The 15,195-nt window shown below is 34.7% G+C and carries 13 protein-coding genes and 12 tRNA genes; 17 read left to right on the forward strand and 8 right to left on the reverse strand.

Annotation, left to right across the window (positions count from 1 at the left end):
• Nucleotides 1-11 precede the first annotated feature (11 nt).
• The 7 genes from ACE94K_RS00410 to ACE94K_RS00440 all read right to left on the reverse strand — a co-directional run bounded on the left by ACE94K_RS00410 (nt 12) and on the right by ACE94K_RS00440 (nt 6,327).
• Nucleotides 12-542: a hypothetical protein gene (locus tag ACE94K_RS00410; protein WP_378178323.1), complete on the reverse strand. Its 531-nt coding sequence runs from the start codon at nt 540-542 to the stop codon at nt 12-14.
• A gap of 104 nt (nt 543-646) precedes the next feature.
• Complete coding sequence (locus ACE94K_RS00415) at nt 647-1,456, reverse strand: ABC transporter ATP-binding protein (protein ID WP_378178326.1); 810 nt, start codon at nt 1,454-1,456, stop codon at nt 647-649.
• Nucleotide 1,457: 1 nt separating this feature from the next.
• Entirely contained in the window at nt 1,458-2,426 is a 969-nt protein-coding gene (locus tag ACE94K_RS00420; protein WP_378178328.1) for an ABC transporter permease, read from the reverse strand.
• The gene (locus ACE94K_RS00425) at nt 2,426-3,979 is read right to left on the reverse strand and encodes a phosphate ABC transporter substrate-binding/OmpA family protein (protein ID WP_378178331.1); all 1,554 of its coding nucleotides are present in this window, start codon (nt 3,977-3,979) and stop codon (nt 2,426-2,428) included. The genes ACE94K_RS00420 and ACE94K_RS00425 overlap by 1 nt, the downstream gene beginning before the upstream one ends.
• 21 nt (nt 3,980-4,000) lie before the next feature.
• Complete coding sequence (locus tag ACE94K_RS00430) at nt 4,001-5,014, reverse strand: hypothetical protein (protein WP_378178334.1); 1,014 nt, start codon at nt 5,012-5,014, stop codon at nt 4,001-4,003.
• Nucleotides 5,015-5,695 (reverse strand): hypothetical protein, encoded by a 681-nt coding sequence (locus tag ACE94K_RS00435; protein WP_378178337.1) that lies wholly within the window; start codon nt 5,693-5,695, stop codon nt 5,015-5,017.
• A gap of 128 nt (nt 5,696-5,823) precedes the next feature.
• Entirely contained in the window at nt 5,824-6,327 is a 504-nt protein-coding gene (locus tag ACE94K_RS00440) for a hypothetical protein (protein WP_378178340.1), read from the reverse strand.
• Between the two features lie 1,414 nt (nt 6,328-7,741).
• On the opposite strand from ACE94K_RS00440, the gene ACE94K_RS00445 reads away from it, so the two are divergent.
• From ACE94K_RS00445 to ACE94K_RS00490, 10 genes are all read left to right on the forward strand, one after another.
• Nucleotides 7,742-7,836, forward strand: a tRNA-Cys gene (locus ACE94K_RS00445).
• Nucleotides 7,837-7,841: 5 nt separating this feature from the next.
• A tRNA-Tyr gene (locus ACE94K_RS00450) sits at nt 7,842-7,944 on the forward strand.
• A gap of 48 nt (nt 7,945-7,992) precedes the next feature.
• Nucleotides 7,993-8,065, forward strand: a tRNA-Asp gene (locus ACE94K_RS00455).
• A gap of 72 nt (nt 8,066-8,137) precedes the next feature.
• A tRNA-Pro gene (locus tag ACE94K_RS00460) sits at nt 8,138-8,209 on the forward strand.
• 316 nt (nt 8,210-8,525) lie between these two features.
• Nucleotides 8,526-8,668: transfer RNA gene (locus ACE94K_RS00465), tRNA-Leu, on the forward strand.
• Nucleotides 8,669-8,789: 121 nt separating this feature from the next.
• Nucleotides 8,790-8,862 (forward strand) — tRNA-Arg (locus ACE94K_RS00470).
• A 5-nt stretch (nt 8,863-8,867) separates the two neighbouring features.
• Nucleotides 8,868-8,938 (forward strand) — tRNA-Gln (locus ACE94K_RS00475).
• Between the two features lie 69 nt (nt 8,939-9,007).
• A tRNA-His gene (locus tag ACE94K_RS00480) sits at nt 9,008-9,064 on the forward strand.
• 12 nt (nt 9,065-9,076) lie between these two features.
• Nucleotides 9,077-9,149: transfer RNA gene (locus tag ACE94K_RS00485), tRNA-Phe, on the forward strand.
• A gap of 10 nt (nt 9,150-9,159) precedes the next feature.
• Nucleotides 9,160-9,231, forward strand: a tRNA-Met gene (locus tag ACE94K_RS00490).
• 65 nt (nt 9,232-9,296) lie between these two features.
• Here the strand turns inward: ACE94K_RS00490 and ACE94K_RS00495 are convergent.
• Nucleotides 9,297-10,151, reverse strand: coding sequence for a bile acid:sodium symporter family protein (locus ACE94K_RS00495; RefSeq protein WP_378178343.1), 855 nt, complete (start codon nt 10,149-10,151; stop codon nt 9,297-9,299).
• Between the two features lie 394 nt (nt 10,152-10,545).
• On the opposite strand from ACE94K_RS00495, the gene ACE94K_RS00500 reads away from it, so the two are divergent.
• The 7 genes from ACE94K_RS00500 to ACE94K_RS00530 all read left to right on the forward strand — a co-directional run bounded on the left by ACE94K_RS00500 (nt 10,546) and on the right by ACE94K_RS00530 (nt 15,154).
• On the forward strand, nt 10,546-10,866 hold the full coding sequence (locus tag ACE94K_RS00500) for a hypothetical protein (RefSeq protein WP_378178346.1): 321 nt from the start codon (nt 10,546-10,548) through the stop codon (nt 10,864-10,866).
• A 27-nt stretch (nt 10,867-10,893) separates the two neighbouring features.
• Nucleotides 10,894-11,058: a hypothetical protein gene (locus tag ACE94K_RS00505; RefSeq protein ID WP_378178349.1), complete on the forward strand. Its 165-nt coding sequence runs from the start codon at nt 10,894-10,896 to the stop codon at nt 11,056-11,058.
• A 155-nt stretch (nt 11,059-11,213) separates the two neighbouring features.
• Nucleotides 11,214-11,408 (forward strand): hypothetical protein, encoded by a 195-nt coding sequence (locus tag ACE94K_RS00510; protein ID WP_378178352.1) that lies wholly within the window; start codon nt 11,214-11,216, stop codon nt 11,406-11,408.
• 310 nt (nt 11,409-11,718) lie between these two features.
• Nucleotides 11,719-11,809 (forward strand) — tRNA-Asn (locus ACE94K_RS00515).
• A 94-nt stretch (nt 11,810-11,903) separates the two neighbouring features.
• Nucleotides 11,904-12,002: transfer RNA gene (locus ACE94K_RS00520), tRNA-Leu, on the forward strand.
• A 623-nt stretch (nt 12,003-12,625) separates the two neighbouring features.
• Nucleotides 12,626-13,726, forward strand: a complete 1,101-nt coding sequence (locus ACE94K_RS00525) for a slipin family protein (protein WP_378178355.1) — start codon at nt 12,626-12,628, stop codon at nt 13,724-13,726.
• Nucleotides 13,727-14,557: 831 nt separating this feature from the next.
• Nucleotides 14,558-15,154 (forward strand): hypothetical protein, encoded by a 597-nt coding sequence (locus ACE94K_RS00530; RefSeq protein WP_378178358.1) that lies wholly within the window; start codon nt 14,558-14,560, stop codon nt 15,152-15,154.
• The last annotated feature ends 41 nt before the right edge of the window (nt 15,155-15,195 follow it).

The raw sequence follows: 15,195 nt of genomic DNA on the forward strand, positions 1-15,195 counted from the left end.
TAATATCTAACTTAGGATGATGATAGTTGTTGCTCTTTTTTCTTTTTAGATCTCTTATCAGATTCTATGGCAAGTATTACAAAGCCAGTGGATATTGATAAAACTGCAATCCACATTAGGACACTCCATAATGTGTTATTAGGATATACCGCTAACCCTTTGGGAACAGTAACCCTTGTTCTTTCGCCAGTATCTACCAAAGTTTCTCTTAGTTTTATTAACACATTGGTTCTTTCTAAGGCACTATTTGATTTCAAATTCTGAAGTTCAGTTTGACTTGCTTTTAAGTTTTTATACCAAAAACTAATATCTTCGTCTGGAGTTTCCCATAAAACAGAAGTATATCCACTGGTAATATTATTAGATTCTAAATAATCAATCACTTTTGTCAACTCATCATTAGCAAGTGCTATAGTGTTTGCGTCTGCCGCCCTTTTTAAATATCCAGAAACATTTTGTTTAAACTGTATCTTTTTCGAAATCCGCACTCCAAAAATCACTAATGATAATGCAATCAAGATGATACTTATTATACTTTTCATTTGCATCCCTTTTTATTTTTAATATTCTATCAAAAATTTATTACTAGAGTTTTCTTACAAATTTTTAAAAGAACAAATACTCATATGAAACTTGTATAGAGATACTAACTTCCAGTATCAATTTGCATCATCGCATCTTCTACTTCGTGTACTAGTTCATCAAAATGTGCTAGTCTTTTCGTTTCTCTGTTTCGATTGAATGGTAAATCGATATCAATATGCTTCACAAAATGAGAAGGTGCATGTTTCATGATATAAATATCATCTGCCAGATAAACCGCCTCTTGTATATCGTGAGTCACAAACAGGATTGTAGGGCTAAATTTTTCCCAGATACCAATCAAGAGATCCTGCATTTGCAATCTGGTTTTGATATCTAATGCTCCAAAAGGCTCATCCATCAATAAAATTTCTGGATTAGACATTAAACTTCTGGCAATCGCTACACGTTGTAATTGTCCTCCGGAAAGCGTAGGATACTGAGCGTACTTTTTTTGATGACCATCTAATCCAACTAACTGAATCATTTCCATCGCTTTTTCATCACGTTCTTTCTTAGAGACTCCTTTAAAACGTAATCCCAAACCAACATTATCCAGCACGGTCATCCAAGGTAATGACGAATATTGTTGAAACACCATACTCACCCTATTCTCCTTACTAACAGGCTTCCCTTTTACCAAAACTGTTCCTGAAGTCGGCTCTTGTAATCCCGCAACATATCGCAACAAAGTAGATTTACCACATCCAGACATACCTAAAATGACAGAAAACTGACCTTGCATGGGTTTATCTTCTACTAATAAATCTAAGTTTTCTATAATTTTGGTTTTGCCTCCATCATAGGATTGGGATATCCCTCTGAGTTCAATAATATTGGGAGCCTGAGGATTATCTGTAAACTGTAATGCCATATTAATGTTTATTTCCTTTGTTAACGTGTTTGAAAGGGAATAATATTCTATCAATCATCACAAAAAGTCGATCTTGTAATATCCCTATAACTACAATAATAATTAGTATCGCAAAAGCTTTATCGATTCTACTTTGTCGTTTTGCAGTCCAGATCAGTTCTCCAATCCCTCCACCTTTATTCAGCATTTCTACAATAGTAATATAAGTCCAAGAAATTGCTGTCAACACCCTGATATCATCTATGATTTTTGAAAACACATAGGGCATATACACAGTTCTGATCGTTTGCCATGAAGTTGCTCCTAATGTAAAAACAGTATTGAGATATACATTCTGAACCTCATCGATTCGCTGGATGACGACAGGTATCAGATACACTATAATACCAAATGCTAAAAAAGATACTTTCATATCACTACCCAATCCTAACCACATAATAAAGATACCAGTAACAGCGGTTAGTGGAATAAAACGGTACGAATTTATGATCTGACTGAATAATCCTCTAAATAACGGAATCAATCCTAATAAAAACCCAATCGGTATGGAAACCAAAATTGCTACCAGATATCCTAAAAAGTTTAATTTAATGGAATAAAAAGTGTTTCCTATTACATCATCGTTTTGATTCAGATCCGGAAAAGCTTTAATTACTTTAATTGGTGATGGCAACAAAGGATACACTTTATTTTTCTTCAATCCGAAGGATGTCAATTCATCCACACTCATCAGTTCTAAAGCATCATAACTGGCTACCAAAAGTGAATCACTTTCATAATACTTTCGCTGATTTTGTGAAATCTTAGAAATATCTATAGATTCATCCTGAGTAATTACCGAGGTTGATAACATCTCTGCCAGCAGAAACCATAAACCAATTAGAACTAGTGCACCAATTATGGTCAGAATTGTTCTGTCTCTTGATTCTAAGTTCCCCCTAAGCTCAAAAAGTTTTTTGATCCCTATCATTAGTCTACTACCAGTTCAAAATCTGTTCTTCTGTTCTTAGACTTACAATCCGCATTTTGGTTACGCTCACATCCAGGAACAGGTTTATCTGGACCATTACCAATAATAATAAATCTGTTGGCAGGCATGTTATGCTGTTGAATCAAATAATCTGCTACTGATTGCGCTCTTTTTTTAGATAAAGCAATGTTCGGACCTCTTGATCCTACGTTGTCGGTATTTCCTTCAATTCTAATACGCGCATTAGCAAATGCTTTTGCAATTGGTGTAAACTGAAGATCTATTAATTGCTTAGAATTCTCGTCTAACCGAAACTCTCCAGTTCTAAAACTGATACTTACTTTTTTAGATGATAATGATTCTTTTTCCTCTAAACTCTTATCAACTGCCGTAAATTGTTTTTGCTGCTCAGCATTATGAGCACTACCTGAAAGTGAAGTTTTACTCACCAAATCTTTTGTCGACAATAATCTCCAACTTTTTGCTCCGGCTGTACTATACCCTAGTGCATCATATTTTACTTTCATCTTGTTATATAGATCTTCACCTGTTACTCCATTATAACTTGGGTTTAACCCAAAGAAATCCTTATTATCTCCGTGTGTCGCTAAGCGTACATTATTGATAGCATCGTAACAAAAATCTTCAGGTTGTGATAGTCCTTCTGCCAAAATTTTTGCAGCTTTTTTCTTATTACTATCTGAGTTATTTAATTCTGAAGCTCCTATCATCCATCCTTCGTATAAATCTTGCAACTGTTCCTTATGTGTTTCAATGAATTCTTTTTTAGACACAAAAACATCTGCGATAATGTGAGTAGCATTCTTAGTACTTTCTAGAACCTTTGCTCCCGCTACTTTAGCTACACAATCTGCATCATCCGGACTCCAAACAACTGCAGCATCTACTGTATTACTTTTAAAAGAATCGGCTGCATCAATAGCACTTGGCACTTCTATTAGTTGTACATCTTTAGTCGTCATATCGCTTGCTTCTAACAACCAAATCAAGAACGAGTGTGAGGGTGTCATTGGAGCAACAGCTATTTTCTTTCCCCTCAGATCACTTACCTTGTTGATACCTCTAGCTGCTACAATAGCATCTCCTCCACGACTCCAGTCTGCCTGGAAAACCACCTGTGGTTGATATTGAGATAATCCTTCAACTTCTGTTGGGAATGCATCAATTGTTGCCCACATTAAATCGATAGAACCATTCTTAAAAGCATCTCTAGAAGCATCAAAGTCATCAATTACTTCAAAATTCACTTTAAATCCATAATCTTTGTAAAATCTTGAATCGGTATTTGCTTTAAATCCTTCGTTGAAATATTGTCCACCAGCATATCCACCCCAGGTTACTACTCCAACATTGATGACATCTTTATATCCATCTTTGGTTTTTCCGCTTTTGTCTTTAGAGGTCAGTTCCTCTATTTTTTCTTTAGCTTCTGGATTATTTCTTACAAATTTATTGAGTAAAAAATACAATCCTCCTATAATAAGTACTACTATTAATATTTTCGAAAACGGTGTTAATCTTCCTTTTGCCATAATTTTTGATTAGTGTTATTTTTAATCTTCAAAATTAAATAAGTCTGAGTATTGATTGTTATGTGTTTTAGTTTTTACGATGGGTGCGTCCAAATCTACACTATGCTGATCGTGCACTAATAAATCTTTTTGGTTTCCAAGAATAAGCGAAACTCCTTCGTTTTCCCATTTTTCAAGTAATTCCAAACCTTCTTCTTCAAAGATTCCATTTTGTAAATCGATAGAATCCATAAAATTATTAGACATTTCCATAAAACGTTCCATCTCTCCTATCTTCATACTCACGTCATCGGCGATTGCTTCAAGCGCTCGATCAAACATCTCTTTTTTATCGTTATTCCCGGCAATAATGTTCATTGCAGACTTCATCGCAGAATGACTCGCCCTGATTGCTTTTCTCTCTTGTTCTTTAACCATTACCTGATCCTCAATATCTTCGAGTAAGATTTCAGAATTCTCGTACATCTTCACTAGCACTCTGTATAAGATTTCCATCTTTTTATAAAGCTCATCTAACTTTAAGTTTGATTCTTTTAACCTACCAGCTTTTCTGGATTTCAGAATCATTATTCCTTTTTTATCCCTTTCTTTTGCAGCACTAGCTAACTTTAGATTACTATTTATACTTTTCTTATTGTCATATATAATCGTTTGCAGGCGTTTCATTTGTCCTTTAAGAACAGCTATTTGCTTATTCATCTTCTTCAAATTACTATGAAGATCGTCTACATAACTTTTTAGAATCCCGATAGGATCAATCTGAATGAAAATTCCCGTAAGCCAGCGCATAAAAGATTTATACATATAGAAAATAAGATTTCTCATCTTAGGGTCTAAAACTATATAAATCAGAGCTCCTAATACAGCCAACAATACTCCTAAATACAAGGTGTTTTCAACTATATTGATAAGAAAAGGAAGTGCTTTATATAATGCGTATAATCCACCAGCTCCTAGAAGCCCCATAAATAACATCCCTGTTTTACCTTCGGGTTTTTTCCAAAATGACTTTGGTTTTAATGAGTTGTTGTCCATTTATTTTAAGTATTTCTGCATTTTTACAATATCTTCTTCAAACTGCGCTTTCAGATGATCATAAGACACTTTAAAATCGTTTTGTGTTTTATTGATCTTATGATTACTCTCTTCTACTTTTGCCTTTAGATCTCCAATTTGTTGTTGGTGTTTAGCTATCTCTTCTGTTAGTTTTTTAATTTGCTCCGATTTTTCTTTAATTATAGATTCAAACTGAGCAATTTCTCTTTCCCTACCCGATACCTTACTATCAAATTGATTTTTAAAAGCGCCCAAAAACTGTTCATTTTCTTTATCTAAAACGCCTATGTAAAAATTCGTAGTTTGTAAAAGTTTATCTAAAGTCACCCCCATTGTTGAAGCTGTAGCAAAAGCCGAGCGATATTTAGTCGCTTCGTCCATTGGCATCTTCTCCAATGCCTTTAAGGATTTTTTATATTCCAAATAATCAAATCCGTCCAGATTATTCTTCTCAATAGCTTGTAATAGTTTTTCTACAATCTTAGTATCCAAAGCACCTTCTGACGAAGTATTTACCACGTTGTTAGGAATTGGTGGTGGAGTAGATCTAGCAACGTTTTTTTCAGAACCTCCTTCTGTTTTTTCTATCGACTCTACAGGCTTTTTATTTTCTTCCTCAGAATCATCTACTATAAATAAAGATTTTAAGTTTTTTAGCATGGTTAGTGAATTTAAACAAATTTAAAAAAATAAGTGTTGTATATGGGGTTATGAGTAGTTTTTCCTCTTGTACCTTTATATTATTGGTATCATCTGGTATCAAAATGTTACAAATATTTTGCACATCATCATTTTACTATTCGATCCCAAGCTATTTTTACACCTAATAATAATACTAAAAAGAATAGTATCAAATATTGAAATCTACCCACAAAAAATACCCCAAAGAACATTCTCTGCAGAATATAAGTAATGATAAAGGCAATCATAATTAGGATAAAAAGACCTGATAACTTCCCAAAACCAGGTATTCGAGACATGGGAATGGTTTTATTAATGATAACCAAAGTGATAATAGTAGCTATCAAAGGAACAAAATATGCAATCAAATCTACTTGAAGTAGGTTTATTTTTAGGAAGAAAAAACTATACAACAACAAAACCAAAGCTAGCAATCCTGGGATGGTAACCGCATAAATTAAAATTCCATATAAGTAATTAATAGGAGGTTTAAAGTTTGACGGCTTTACAAAAAGTAAACCTATTAAGGAAAATGCTATAATTATTGCAAAATAACCCAACACTAAATTCGGATTATTGCCAAACCAATTGATAAAATCTTGAACTGTCATTAACGATAAAAGTACGAATATAGTTTTTATAATATCAAGTTCTATTCGCGGAAAGCCACTTAAATTCATTCTAAACTAATAAGACAATCTTAAAAAATACATTGAAAATTTGGAAAATATCTCGCGATTATCACATATTTGCATTGAAAATGACAGAAATTAGAGCACATATAAATCCGAAATCGCTGTTTAGTCAGTGTGATTATCGATGGATAACAGAATTATCTCATCGAAAACGGACGTTATGTAGCCATTTTTAATCCTTATTTATGAAGTGAATTAGATAAAATCTATATAAAACTACAAGCGTTCAAGAAATTGGACGCTTTTTTTATTAAAATTTTTTGAAAAAATGTTTAAAAAATAATTAGCGCATAAAAAATAGCCTTTGGAAAGTAAGCATCAGAGAGACAGACTATTGCAAAAACATCCAACATCTGTTGAAAAACGGACAAGGATTCTTATGCTTAAAAACAAACATAAATAATTGATTATCAATTAAATAAATTAAAAAAATATTTGGAGATTAAAAAAAAGTTTTGATCTTTGCATCGCAATCACAATAAAACAAAAATCAATAGTGATTGAGTTATTTACAACAATAAAAGAAGTAAGAATGATACCGAATAATTTACAACATAGTGTAACCCGCCTCTTTAGCAAACAAAGAGAATATTGTTCCGATTGGAATATACATGGTGTCTATTATATAGAAAGGAAACGTATGCGATTATAAACTGACATACGATAACAAGATATATAAAGGCGCCCGAATAAGGCGCCTTTTTTTATGAGTAAAACTTTGCTTTGGAAATCCACTTTTGTGGATTATACAAAGAAAATAGTTGAACTCATCCCGCAAAAGAGCGGGATTCTAAAAACTAACATTCTGATTTCTAAAACACTTCGTGTTTTAATTGAAGATGATAGTATTAGTTCATTGACATACTGAAAACCAAAATTGACACGTAGCCTGCCTGACGGTCAGGCAGGCTTAACTGGAAAAGCACTCGACTTTTAATCGAGGTGATGTGGGTTCAAATCCCTCTGTGTCAACTTTAAGGAAGAGGAAGCCAATTGGCGGTGGCCGCAGTCTTGAAATAAGCTTGCGATTCAGCGAATCAAAAAGGGAAATAGCAAACAAGAGTTAAAACTGTTAGGAGCTAATGATTCGTATGGGCCTGCCTGTCTAACGACGAGGTAGATCTGCCTCAGGTAGATTCGACTCCCACTTCTTCCGCTTTGGAGGATAGGCAAATACTGGTTTGTTGCGCTTGTCTGTTAACCAAGTCAGTCTAACGGCTGTGAAGGTTCCCTGCCCGCTTTTATTTATAATAATTGAAGGCAGACGGAAATTCCTTTGTCCTCCGCTTTCCAATTCAGAATTATGAATTCATAATTCTGAATTAAAAAAGACAAGGTGGCTGAATGGTTAAGGCAACGGACTGCAAATCCGTTTTTTATGAGCCTGTCTGCCTCAGGTAGATTCGAATCTCATTCTTGTCTCCAAAAATGGAAGTATTGAGCAATTGGTTGGCTCTCCAGACTGTAAATCTGGTCTCTTCGGAGCGTGTAGGCCTGTCTGTCGCTAGGTAGATTCGAGTCCTACTACTTCCACAAAATCAAATACTGATTATATATAAAATTCCGTTTTCACGGAAATATAGTATCGTAGCACAGTGGCTAGTGCACCCGACTGTCTCTCGGAAGGTCGCGGGTTCGAATCCCGTCGGTACTGCAAAGCAGGACTTGGGATGAGAAGTTTATCCTGAGCTAGGTCGAAGGGAATCCCGTCGGTACTGCTAATTTTCTAGAGATATAACAATGGTAGTTTACCCGCCTTGGACGCGGGAGGTTGTAGGTTCGAGTCCTGCTCTCTAGACTATATATCTATGGTGTAATTGGAAGCACAAGGGATTTAGCTCACAAGTTATTTATTTCACACTAAAGAGTTCGTGAATGCACAGCATTTCTAATCCCTAAGTCTTAGTTCAAGTCTTAGTAGGTTTACAAATGCTCTGTTCGTATAATAGTTTAGTACACCTCACTTTAACTCAAAGAAGTTTATTTGATAAATAGGTTTTGTTGAATTCGTTCCTCATTTCTATGAGGAAATAGGAGTTCCCTGCCCGCCACAGCTTTTAAGAAATACGATGGCAGGCGGGGATTCTCCTACAGAGTACAATTTTATATGTAATACAGGAATGGCGGAACTGGCATACCTGCCTGCGCAGAGCTTCGGGAGGCAGGCGCACTTGATTTAGAATCAAGGTTCTGAGAGCCTGCCTGTCTAACGACGAGGAAGATTTGCCTCAGGTAGATTCGAATCTCTCTTCCTGTACTTATGCTCCATTATCCTGCAGTCAGCCGCATCCGGTCTAAGCCTGGTTCAGTCTTGGTTCGAAATGCATAGCATTCACGATTTCTTAAAACAATGAATAATCCAAGGTGGAGTACAAAACAGGCTCATAGTGTAAAACGGAAGCACCCAAGGTTACGACCCTTGAAGTATAGGTTCAAATCCTATTGAGCTTACAAATTGACCTGTGATGTAACGGTAGCATCTAAGACTTTGACTCTTGGTGTAAAGGTTCAAATCCTTTCAGGTCATCAATACATATTTTTATTTAAAACAATATTTATGGTATCTCTAGCCTGCCTACCTGCGGTATCGCAGGCAGGCTTATTTGGTAAAGCATCTCACTGTGAATGAGAAGAACAGGGTTCGAATCCCGGAGAATACCCAACCGGAATAGTAGCAAAGTTGGTCAATGCGGCGGATTGAAGATCCGAAGATACAGGTTCAATTCCTGTCTGTTCCACGTAAAAAAACAAGGCATAACTCAGTGGTAGAGTACCGCGGACATATCGCGGGAGTCTTGGGTTCGATTCCCAATGCCTTAAACATTATTAATGCAAAAACCGTAAAGCTCACATAAATTGCCTGTGAATTTACATTATTGACTCATCTACTTTTTACTATTAATTCCGAAAAAGATGGCAAGGCCTCCTGTAAAAAACATTAACAAACTATATACAGCAGGTGCAATTGCAAAAGAGGTATTATGAAGCAAAGCGATGGCAATTGATATCGCTAGCGTCCCATTTTGAATTCCAGATTCAATCGAAATAGAAATTGCCCCACGATGATGGACTCGAAATAACTTGGCAGAATAGTAGCCGATTGTCATTGTTAGTATGTTTAGTACTAAAGCAACCAATCCCGCTTCCTGAAAATAAGAAATGAAATTATCTTTTTCTTTGATTAAAATACCAACAATAACTAAAGCCAAAACCAGTGCAGAAGCAATTTTTACTGGTTTAGCCATTCTTAAAGCAAAAGATTCATTGTATTTTCTAATAATCATTCCTATACCTACTGGCACAATAATGATTAACAGAATCTGTATAATAGTTTCGATCACATTCAGCTGAATGGTTTGATCTTCTGATAAAAAATGAAGCAGTGAAAAATTGACTATAAACGGTATGGTTATGATCGTGATCAGACTGCTAAATGCTGTAAGGGTAACGGACAAGGCAATATCACCTTTAGCTAAATGAGAGATTAAATTAGACGTTGCTCCACCAGGACAAGCCGCTAATATCATGATCCCTACGGCAATCTCTGGTTTTAAAGGAAATAATGACGCAATTGCAAATCCTATAAGTGGTAAAATTACGAGTTGATTTGTTAAACCAACTAAAATAGCTTTTGGATAAATAAGTATCCTCTTAAAATCGGCTGTTACGAGAGATAAACCCATCCCTAACATAATGATGAATAAGGCTGCAGCTAAAATAATCGTCGAAGTGTTATCCATAAACTTTGTTTTCCAATCTATTGACTAATATAAAGATTTATTAATCAACACTCTGAATATCAAACAATCCAAATACGATAAAATGGTGTCTCTAACCTGCCTACCTGCTGTATGGCGGGCAGGCTTATTTGGTAAAGCATCTCATTGTGAATGAGAAGAACAGGGTTCGAGCCCCGGAGTACACCCTAACAAGGAATAGTAGCTGAGTTGGTCAACCTCCCTGCACGCAGCTTTGGCAGGCAGGCGGGTTGAATTGAAATGAGTCCACGAATTCAACAAAAACTATTTATCAAATAGATCTACCGGAGTTAATCTCCGAAGATATACGGCATGTTCCAGACTAGATCCGGTATTCGATTTCTGTCTGTTCCACTAATTATTAAACTTAATAACTATGAAAAACAATTTATTACAAAGGTTTTTATGTAAAACCGAAGACACAGGTAGATTCATAGTTCAATCCAAAATTACTGGTATTACCTATTTCGTAGAACCAATCGATAATGGTAAACCAGAAAAGCTTTGGGGTGATCTGGATCCTGCTACCAAAAAGCTTACTGGTGACTACGGAAATTCTCGTAGAGGAGCTGTTAAAAAAGAAGAATCCTTAATTCTTGAAGAAAATGGATTTAAAAACATCTCCATTTTTAAAGGAAGTCCTTTAGGTGAAATTGACAGACGTGATCACGAATATGAATTATTAAACAAACCATAATTAAAATATGATGTAAAAACTAATATTATGAAAACACAACTAACAATTACCAAACAAAAAAGAAAAAACGTTTTGCAGCTTTTACTTATAAAGTGGGTATCTGGCTATGTCAATAGTATGACTAAGGCCTTATATCCTGATGCGGATACTCCAAAGGGTAAGAATGATCAAAATCGTATTTTTTATAAATAAATAATTACTACGCAAAAACATTGCGCTGATACATTAAACATTTGCATAGTAATTAAAACAAACCTTCTTTAATAAGGGGTAAACAAATGAGGGTTTGTTGTAGCGCCCTGCTATACGTGAGGAAGGTAGCAGGGCAATTATAAAAAGATAACATTATGAAAGCAAAGGAAGAATATATTGTTGAAGCTAAAGGAAATTATCAGGATATACTTCATGATTGGATTCATAAGAATAAAAATACACTAACCTACATTTCGGAAGATGAAGGATGTGGATGCTGTGTAAGTATTTTTAGAGTCGAAGGTGATAATACAATACTAGAGACCTTTCCTAAAGAAATCCTGCTTTAGTATTACTATACCTCTTTAGCACAAAGGGAAGTGCTGCGGAAAAAGACAGTTACGTAACCGTGGAGTGATTGGATGATGTTGTTAATGACGCGCTCGTTAATGAATAGGTTTTGCAGAAGCACCGAAATGAACAGGATTCAAAGTAGGGAAGCGCACCTGCCTGCCGGCAGGCAGGTTTAGAGCCAATCTGTTCGCTTAGGCAAAAGTACCAGTTCGAATCTGGTAAGAGGTACAATAAAAATATCAAGCAAGTCTTGTTGGGTGTTTCTGTATAGCACTATTGTATGAAGTATTGCAGGTTTGTATCATCACTTCATATTCAACTTGGTTTGAAGGTTTGACTGTTAACCAAATAATAGTCTCAACTCTATGTGTCATGGGTTCGAATCCCATCGGGACCACTAATAAAAGTAAAAAAATGGTCCCGTAGCTCAGTTGGTAGAGCAATAGACTTTTGTTCATGTGGGTTCGAATCCCACTATCCTCTTGGGATATGGCGGAATTGGTAAACGCACTAGATTTAGGATCTAGCGAACAAGGCACTGAAAATGCCTTTTCTAAATTGCACGGGTTCGATTCCCGTCGAGACCACCAAAATAGGTTTCGTAGCTCAGTAGGCTAGAGCACTACACTCATAATGTAGGTTAAAAGCTGATCATCTTTTAAAACTGATCCACAGCCTGTTAAGCTGTAAAAATAACAAAAACAGTGATTAGCAAATCCGTTCTTATACTCTTGGTATAAGAACAGTCTTAAAAGTGCTTTGAGATGGTAGTGATCTTGTCATCAGAAATAGTTACTTTTTTGTGTTCAGGTTTTAGAATTAACTATCCCTTTTTCGATAGCTATTCTTTTATCTCGATACTAAAAACTAATTGTAGCAGATATCAGGTGCTATGATTTCCGTACTGGAAAGATGATTTGCTTTCACAGTTTTTTAAGCTCTCTGTCCTTCGGATATCTCTCCTTAAAAAGGATCGAAACTGAAGTTTGAGAATTATACAATTATGATATGGAGTTGCGTAAGGGATAGAAGCAAGCTACCATGTAGCGCGGATAGCCCGATCCGCCTTAAGCGGAATACGCCCTAAAAATATACTTCTTTACTAATACTAATCTAAAGATAATTTAAAGAAGTAGATAATGCCTCCGTTACGGGATTATCACTCAATTAATGTTAAATCTGTCTGTAAGAAAGCAGACAAAAAATGAAAAAAATGAAAAGAGTACGAATCAATGCTGGCAAAGTAGGCTTGGTTTTCAGAAAAGGTGATTACAATCGGGTAATAACACAAGGAATCCATTGGTTAGGATTTCATGAGCGTGTTATACAATATGATCTTTCTAAACCTTTTTCGGCTCCAATTGCGCTGGAACTCTTGTTAAAAGATACAGTGTTGGAAGATATGTTACATCTAATTGAGGTAAAGGATAATGAAATTGTGTTGGTCTATGAGAATGGAAACTTCAAAAGCGTATTCTCTGCCGGAAGATATACGCTATGGAAAGGATTGCTTAAATATGAATTTACTACTGTAGATCTTAGCAAAATTTACATTACAGAAAAGATTGACAAATCGCTATTCAGCAATTTTGCGCTTAGCAAATACATTCGAGTTTTTGATGTTGCTGCTTATGAAAAAGCAGTATTAATCATAGATGATGTATACGATCAAACATTAGCTAGTGGTACCTATCGTTTCTGGAGAAACGATACCACCATTAAAATTGCCAAAGCCGATTTGCGTCAATTACAGCTAGAAATTGCAGGTCAGGAATTGTTGACTAAAGATAAAGCTGCTATTCGTATCAATTTCTACACACAATATAAAGTTGTAGATATCGAAAAGGCTTTACTTGACAATAAAGAATATGAAAAACAATTATATATCGAGATGCAATTAGCTCTTAGAGCTTTCGTAGGAAATTATACCCTGGATGAACTTTTGGAACGTAAAGACAGTATGGCAAATGCTATACTAGAAGCAACCAAAACTCAAACAAGTAAACTAGGTGTAAAAGTATTGAATTGTGGTATCAGAGATATTATTCTTACTGGTGAAATGAAAGAAATCATGAACCAAGTACTGGTAGCACAAAAGAGAGCTCAAGCTAATATCATCACCAGGCGAGAGGAAACTGCATCTACCAGAAGTTTGCTGAATACAGCAAAACTAATGGAAGATAACGAGATGCTTTACAAACTGAAAGAAATGGAATATGTAGAGAAAATTGCTGATAAGATCGGTGAAATCACTCTCTCCGGGAATGGTGGAATGGTAAAACAATTGAAGGATATATTCTCTGTGAATAGGTAGGTGTGAAAAAAATGTGCTGATTATAATGATCAGCACATTTTTATATGTAACTCATCAAATGGAAATATTGGAAAACAAAAAAGAGCGTCTCCACGCTCTTTTTCTTCACACAAATCATCTTAATTTAGGGGCTTATTCTAAAATTAAAACTCACTTTTTATAAATGTTTTCATCTTGGGGAGGATGAAAACGCTAACTCATTAACTCTGGTGTAAAGATACATCTATTTTTCATTTTACCAAACTTTTTGTGCATTTTATCTTAAAAAATATACTTTTTAACGTTTTTAACAGTATTAAACAACAATAATGTAATATTAATCTTACTTTTTACTTTCCTTTAAATAAACACAAGCTTCCTATTTTTTTCAAAAAAGTGAATTGCCCATCTATAAAATGAAAAACTTATACGATTCTCAATTATCTAAAAGGTAGAAAACAAAAAAAGTCTAAAGAAATTATTAATGGGAAATAGCAGAAAACAAAAAAGAGCGTCTCCACGCTCTTTTTCTTCACACAAATCATCTTAATTTAGGGGCTTATTCTAAAATTAAAACTCACTTTTTATAAATGTTTTCATCTTGGGGGGAATGAAAACGCTAACTCATTAACTCTGGTGTAAAGATACAACTATTTTCCATTCCACCAAATTTTTTATGCATTTTATCTTATAAAAATGCTTTTTGTCAATATTTTAATCTTAAATAATATAATTTTGTAGTATTTTTCTTTCATTTTGATAAAATCAAAGTTCTTTGACTATTTTAGGTAGGGTATTTTGAAACATTTTTGTTTTAGGGATAAATAATATACGAACTCTAGCAAAAATGTGATGAAATCAAGTGCTCTTACATTGATAGCCATATGTTGTATCTTTTATATAAGTCAGGCGCAAGATACTATATCTTCAACTCCGACTACAGTTAAAAATGATACCTTTAAGAATAGTATAAGAATTTTACCACTACCTATTTTATTTGGAGGAATACATTTTGAATATGAACGTACCTTTTCACGGGATATCTCTTTATTCATTCAATTTTTTGGTGATTTTTACAATTCCAATCGTGTTCAACATCCTTCTATAAAACAAGGAGAAATTGCGAAAAGAAACAAAGTTGTTTCTGAAATCGGAGTTCGATATTATATATCAAAACGAAAAACTGCTCCCAGAGGATGGTTTATTGGCCCTGGTATTATATGTGGTTATGAACATATATATTTCCAGAAATCCAATACACCCAATAATGAAGATTACATAGCGTTTTTAATCGGAGGGTCTGTTAAAACAGGCTATCAATGGATTTTTAAAAAAGGATTTACCCTAGGGGTGGTTGCTGGTGTAGATGGTATATTTAAGTTAAAAGAATTCATAGAAAAATTTTCTGCAAGAACACTATTAGAATTTTCTATAGGCTACTCTTGGTAATATTATTAATTTAACCCTGAAAAGAACAATAACTTTTAAAT

Source organism: Aquimarina besae, assembly GCF_042434905.1.
Lineage (GTDB): Bacteria > Bacteroidota > Bacteroidia > Flavobacteriales > Flavobacteriaceae > Aquimarina.

Excerpts from the sequence above, each read along its gene's own strand:
- ACE94K_RS00495 (WP_378178343.1), bottom strand. The coding sequence starts at position 10,151 with ATGGATAACACTTCGACGATTATTTTAGCTGCAGCCTTATTCATCATT.
- ACE94K_RS00425 (WP_378178331.1), bottom strand. The coding sequence starts at position 3,979 with ATGGCAAAAGGAAGATTAACACCGTTTTCGAAAATATTAATAGTAGTA.
- ACE94K_RS00510 (WP_378178352.1), top strand. The coding sequence starts at position 11,214 with ATGAAAGCAAAGGAAGAATATATTGTTGAAGCTAAAGGAAATTATCAG.
- ACE94K_RS00420 (WP_378178328.1), bottom strand. The coding sequence starts at position 2,426 with ATGATAGGGATCAAAAAACTTTTTGAGCTTAGGGGGAACTTAGAATCA.
- ACE94K_RS00500 (WP_378178346.1), top strand. The coding sequence starts at position 10,546 with ATGAAAAACAATTTATTACAAAGGTTTTTATGTAAAACCGAAGACACA.
- ACE94K_RS00430 (WP_378178334.1), bottom strand. The coding sequence starts at position 5,014 with ATGGACAACAACTCATTAAAACCAAAGTCATTTTGGAAAAAACCCGAA.
- ACE94K_RS00415 (WP_378178326.1), bottom strand. The coding sequence starts at position 1,456 with ATGGCATTACAGTTTACAGATAATCCTCAGGCTCCCAATATTATTGAA.
- ACE94K_RS00525 (WP_378178355.1), top strand. The coding sequence starts at position 12,626 with ATGAAAAGAGTACGAATCAATGCTGGCAAAGTAGGCTTGGTTTTCAGA.
- ACE94K_RS00410 (WP_378178323.1), bottom strand. The coding sequence starts at position 542 with ATGAAAAGTATAATAAGTATCATCTTGATTGCATTATCATTAGTGATT.
- ACE94K_RS00505 (WP_378178349.1), top strand. The coding sequence starts at position 10,894 with ATGAAAACACAACTAACAATTACCAAACAAAAAAGAAAAAACGTTTTG.
- ACE94K_RS00530 (WP_378178358.1), top strand. The coding sequence starts at position 14,558 with ATGAAATCAAGTGCTCTTACATTGATAGCCATATGTTGTATCTTTTAT.
- ACE94K_RS00440 (WP_378178340.1), bottom strand. The coding sequence starts at position 6,327 with ATGACAGTTCAAGATTTTATCAATTGGTTTGGCAATAATCCGAATTTA.
- ACE94K_RS00435 (WP_378178337.1), bottom strand. The coding sequence starts at position 5,695 with ATGCTAAAAAACTTAAAATCTTTATTTATAGTAGATGATTCTGAGGAA.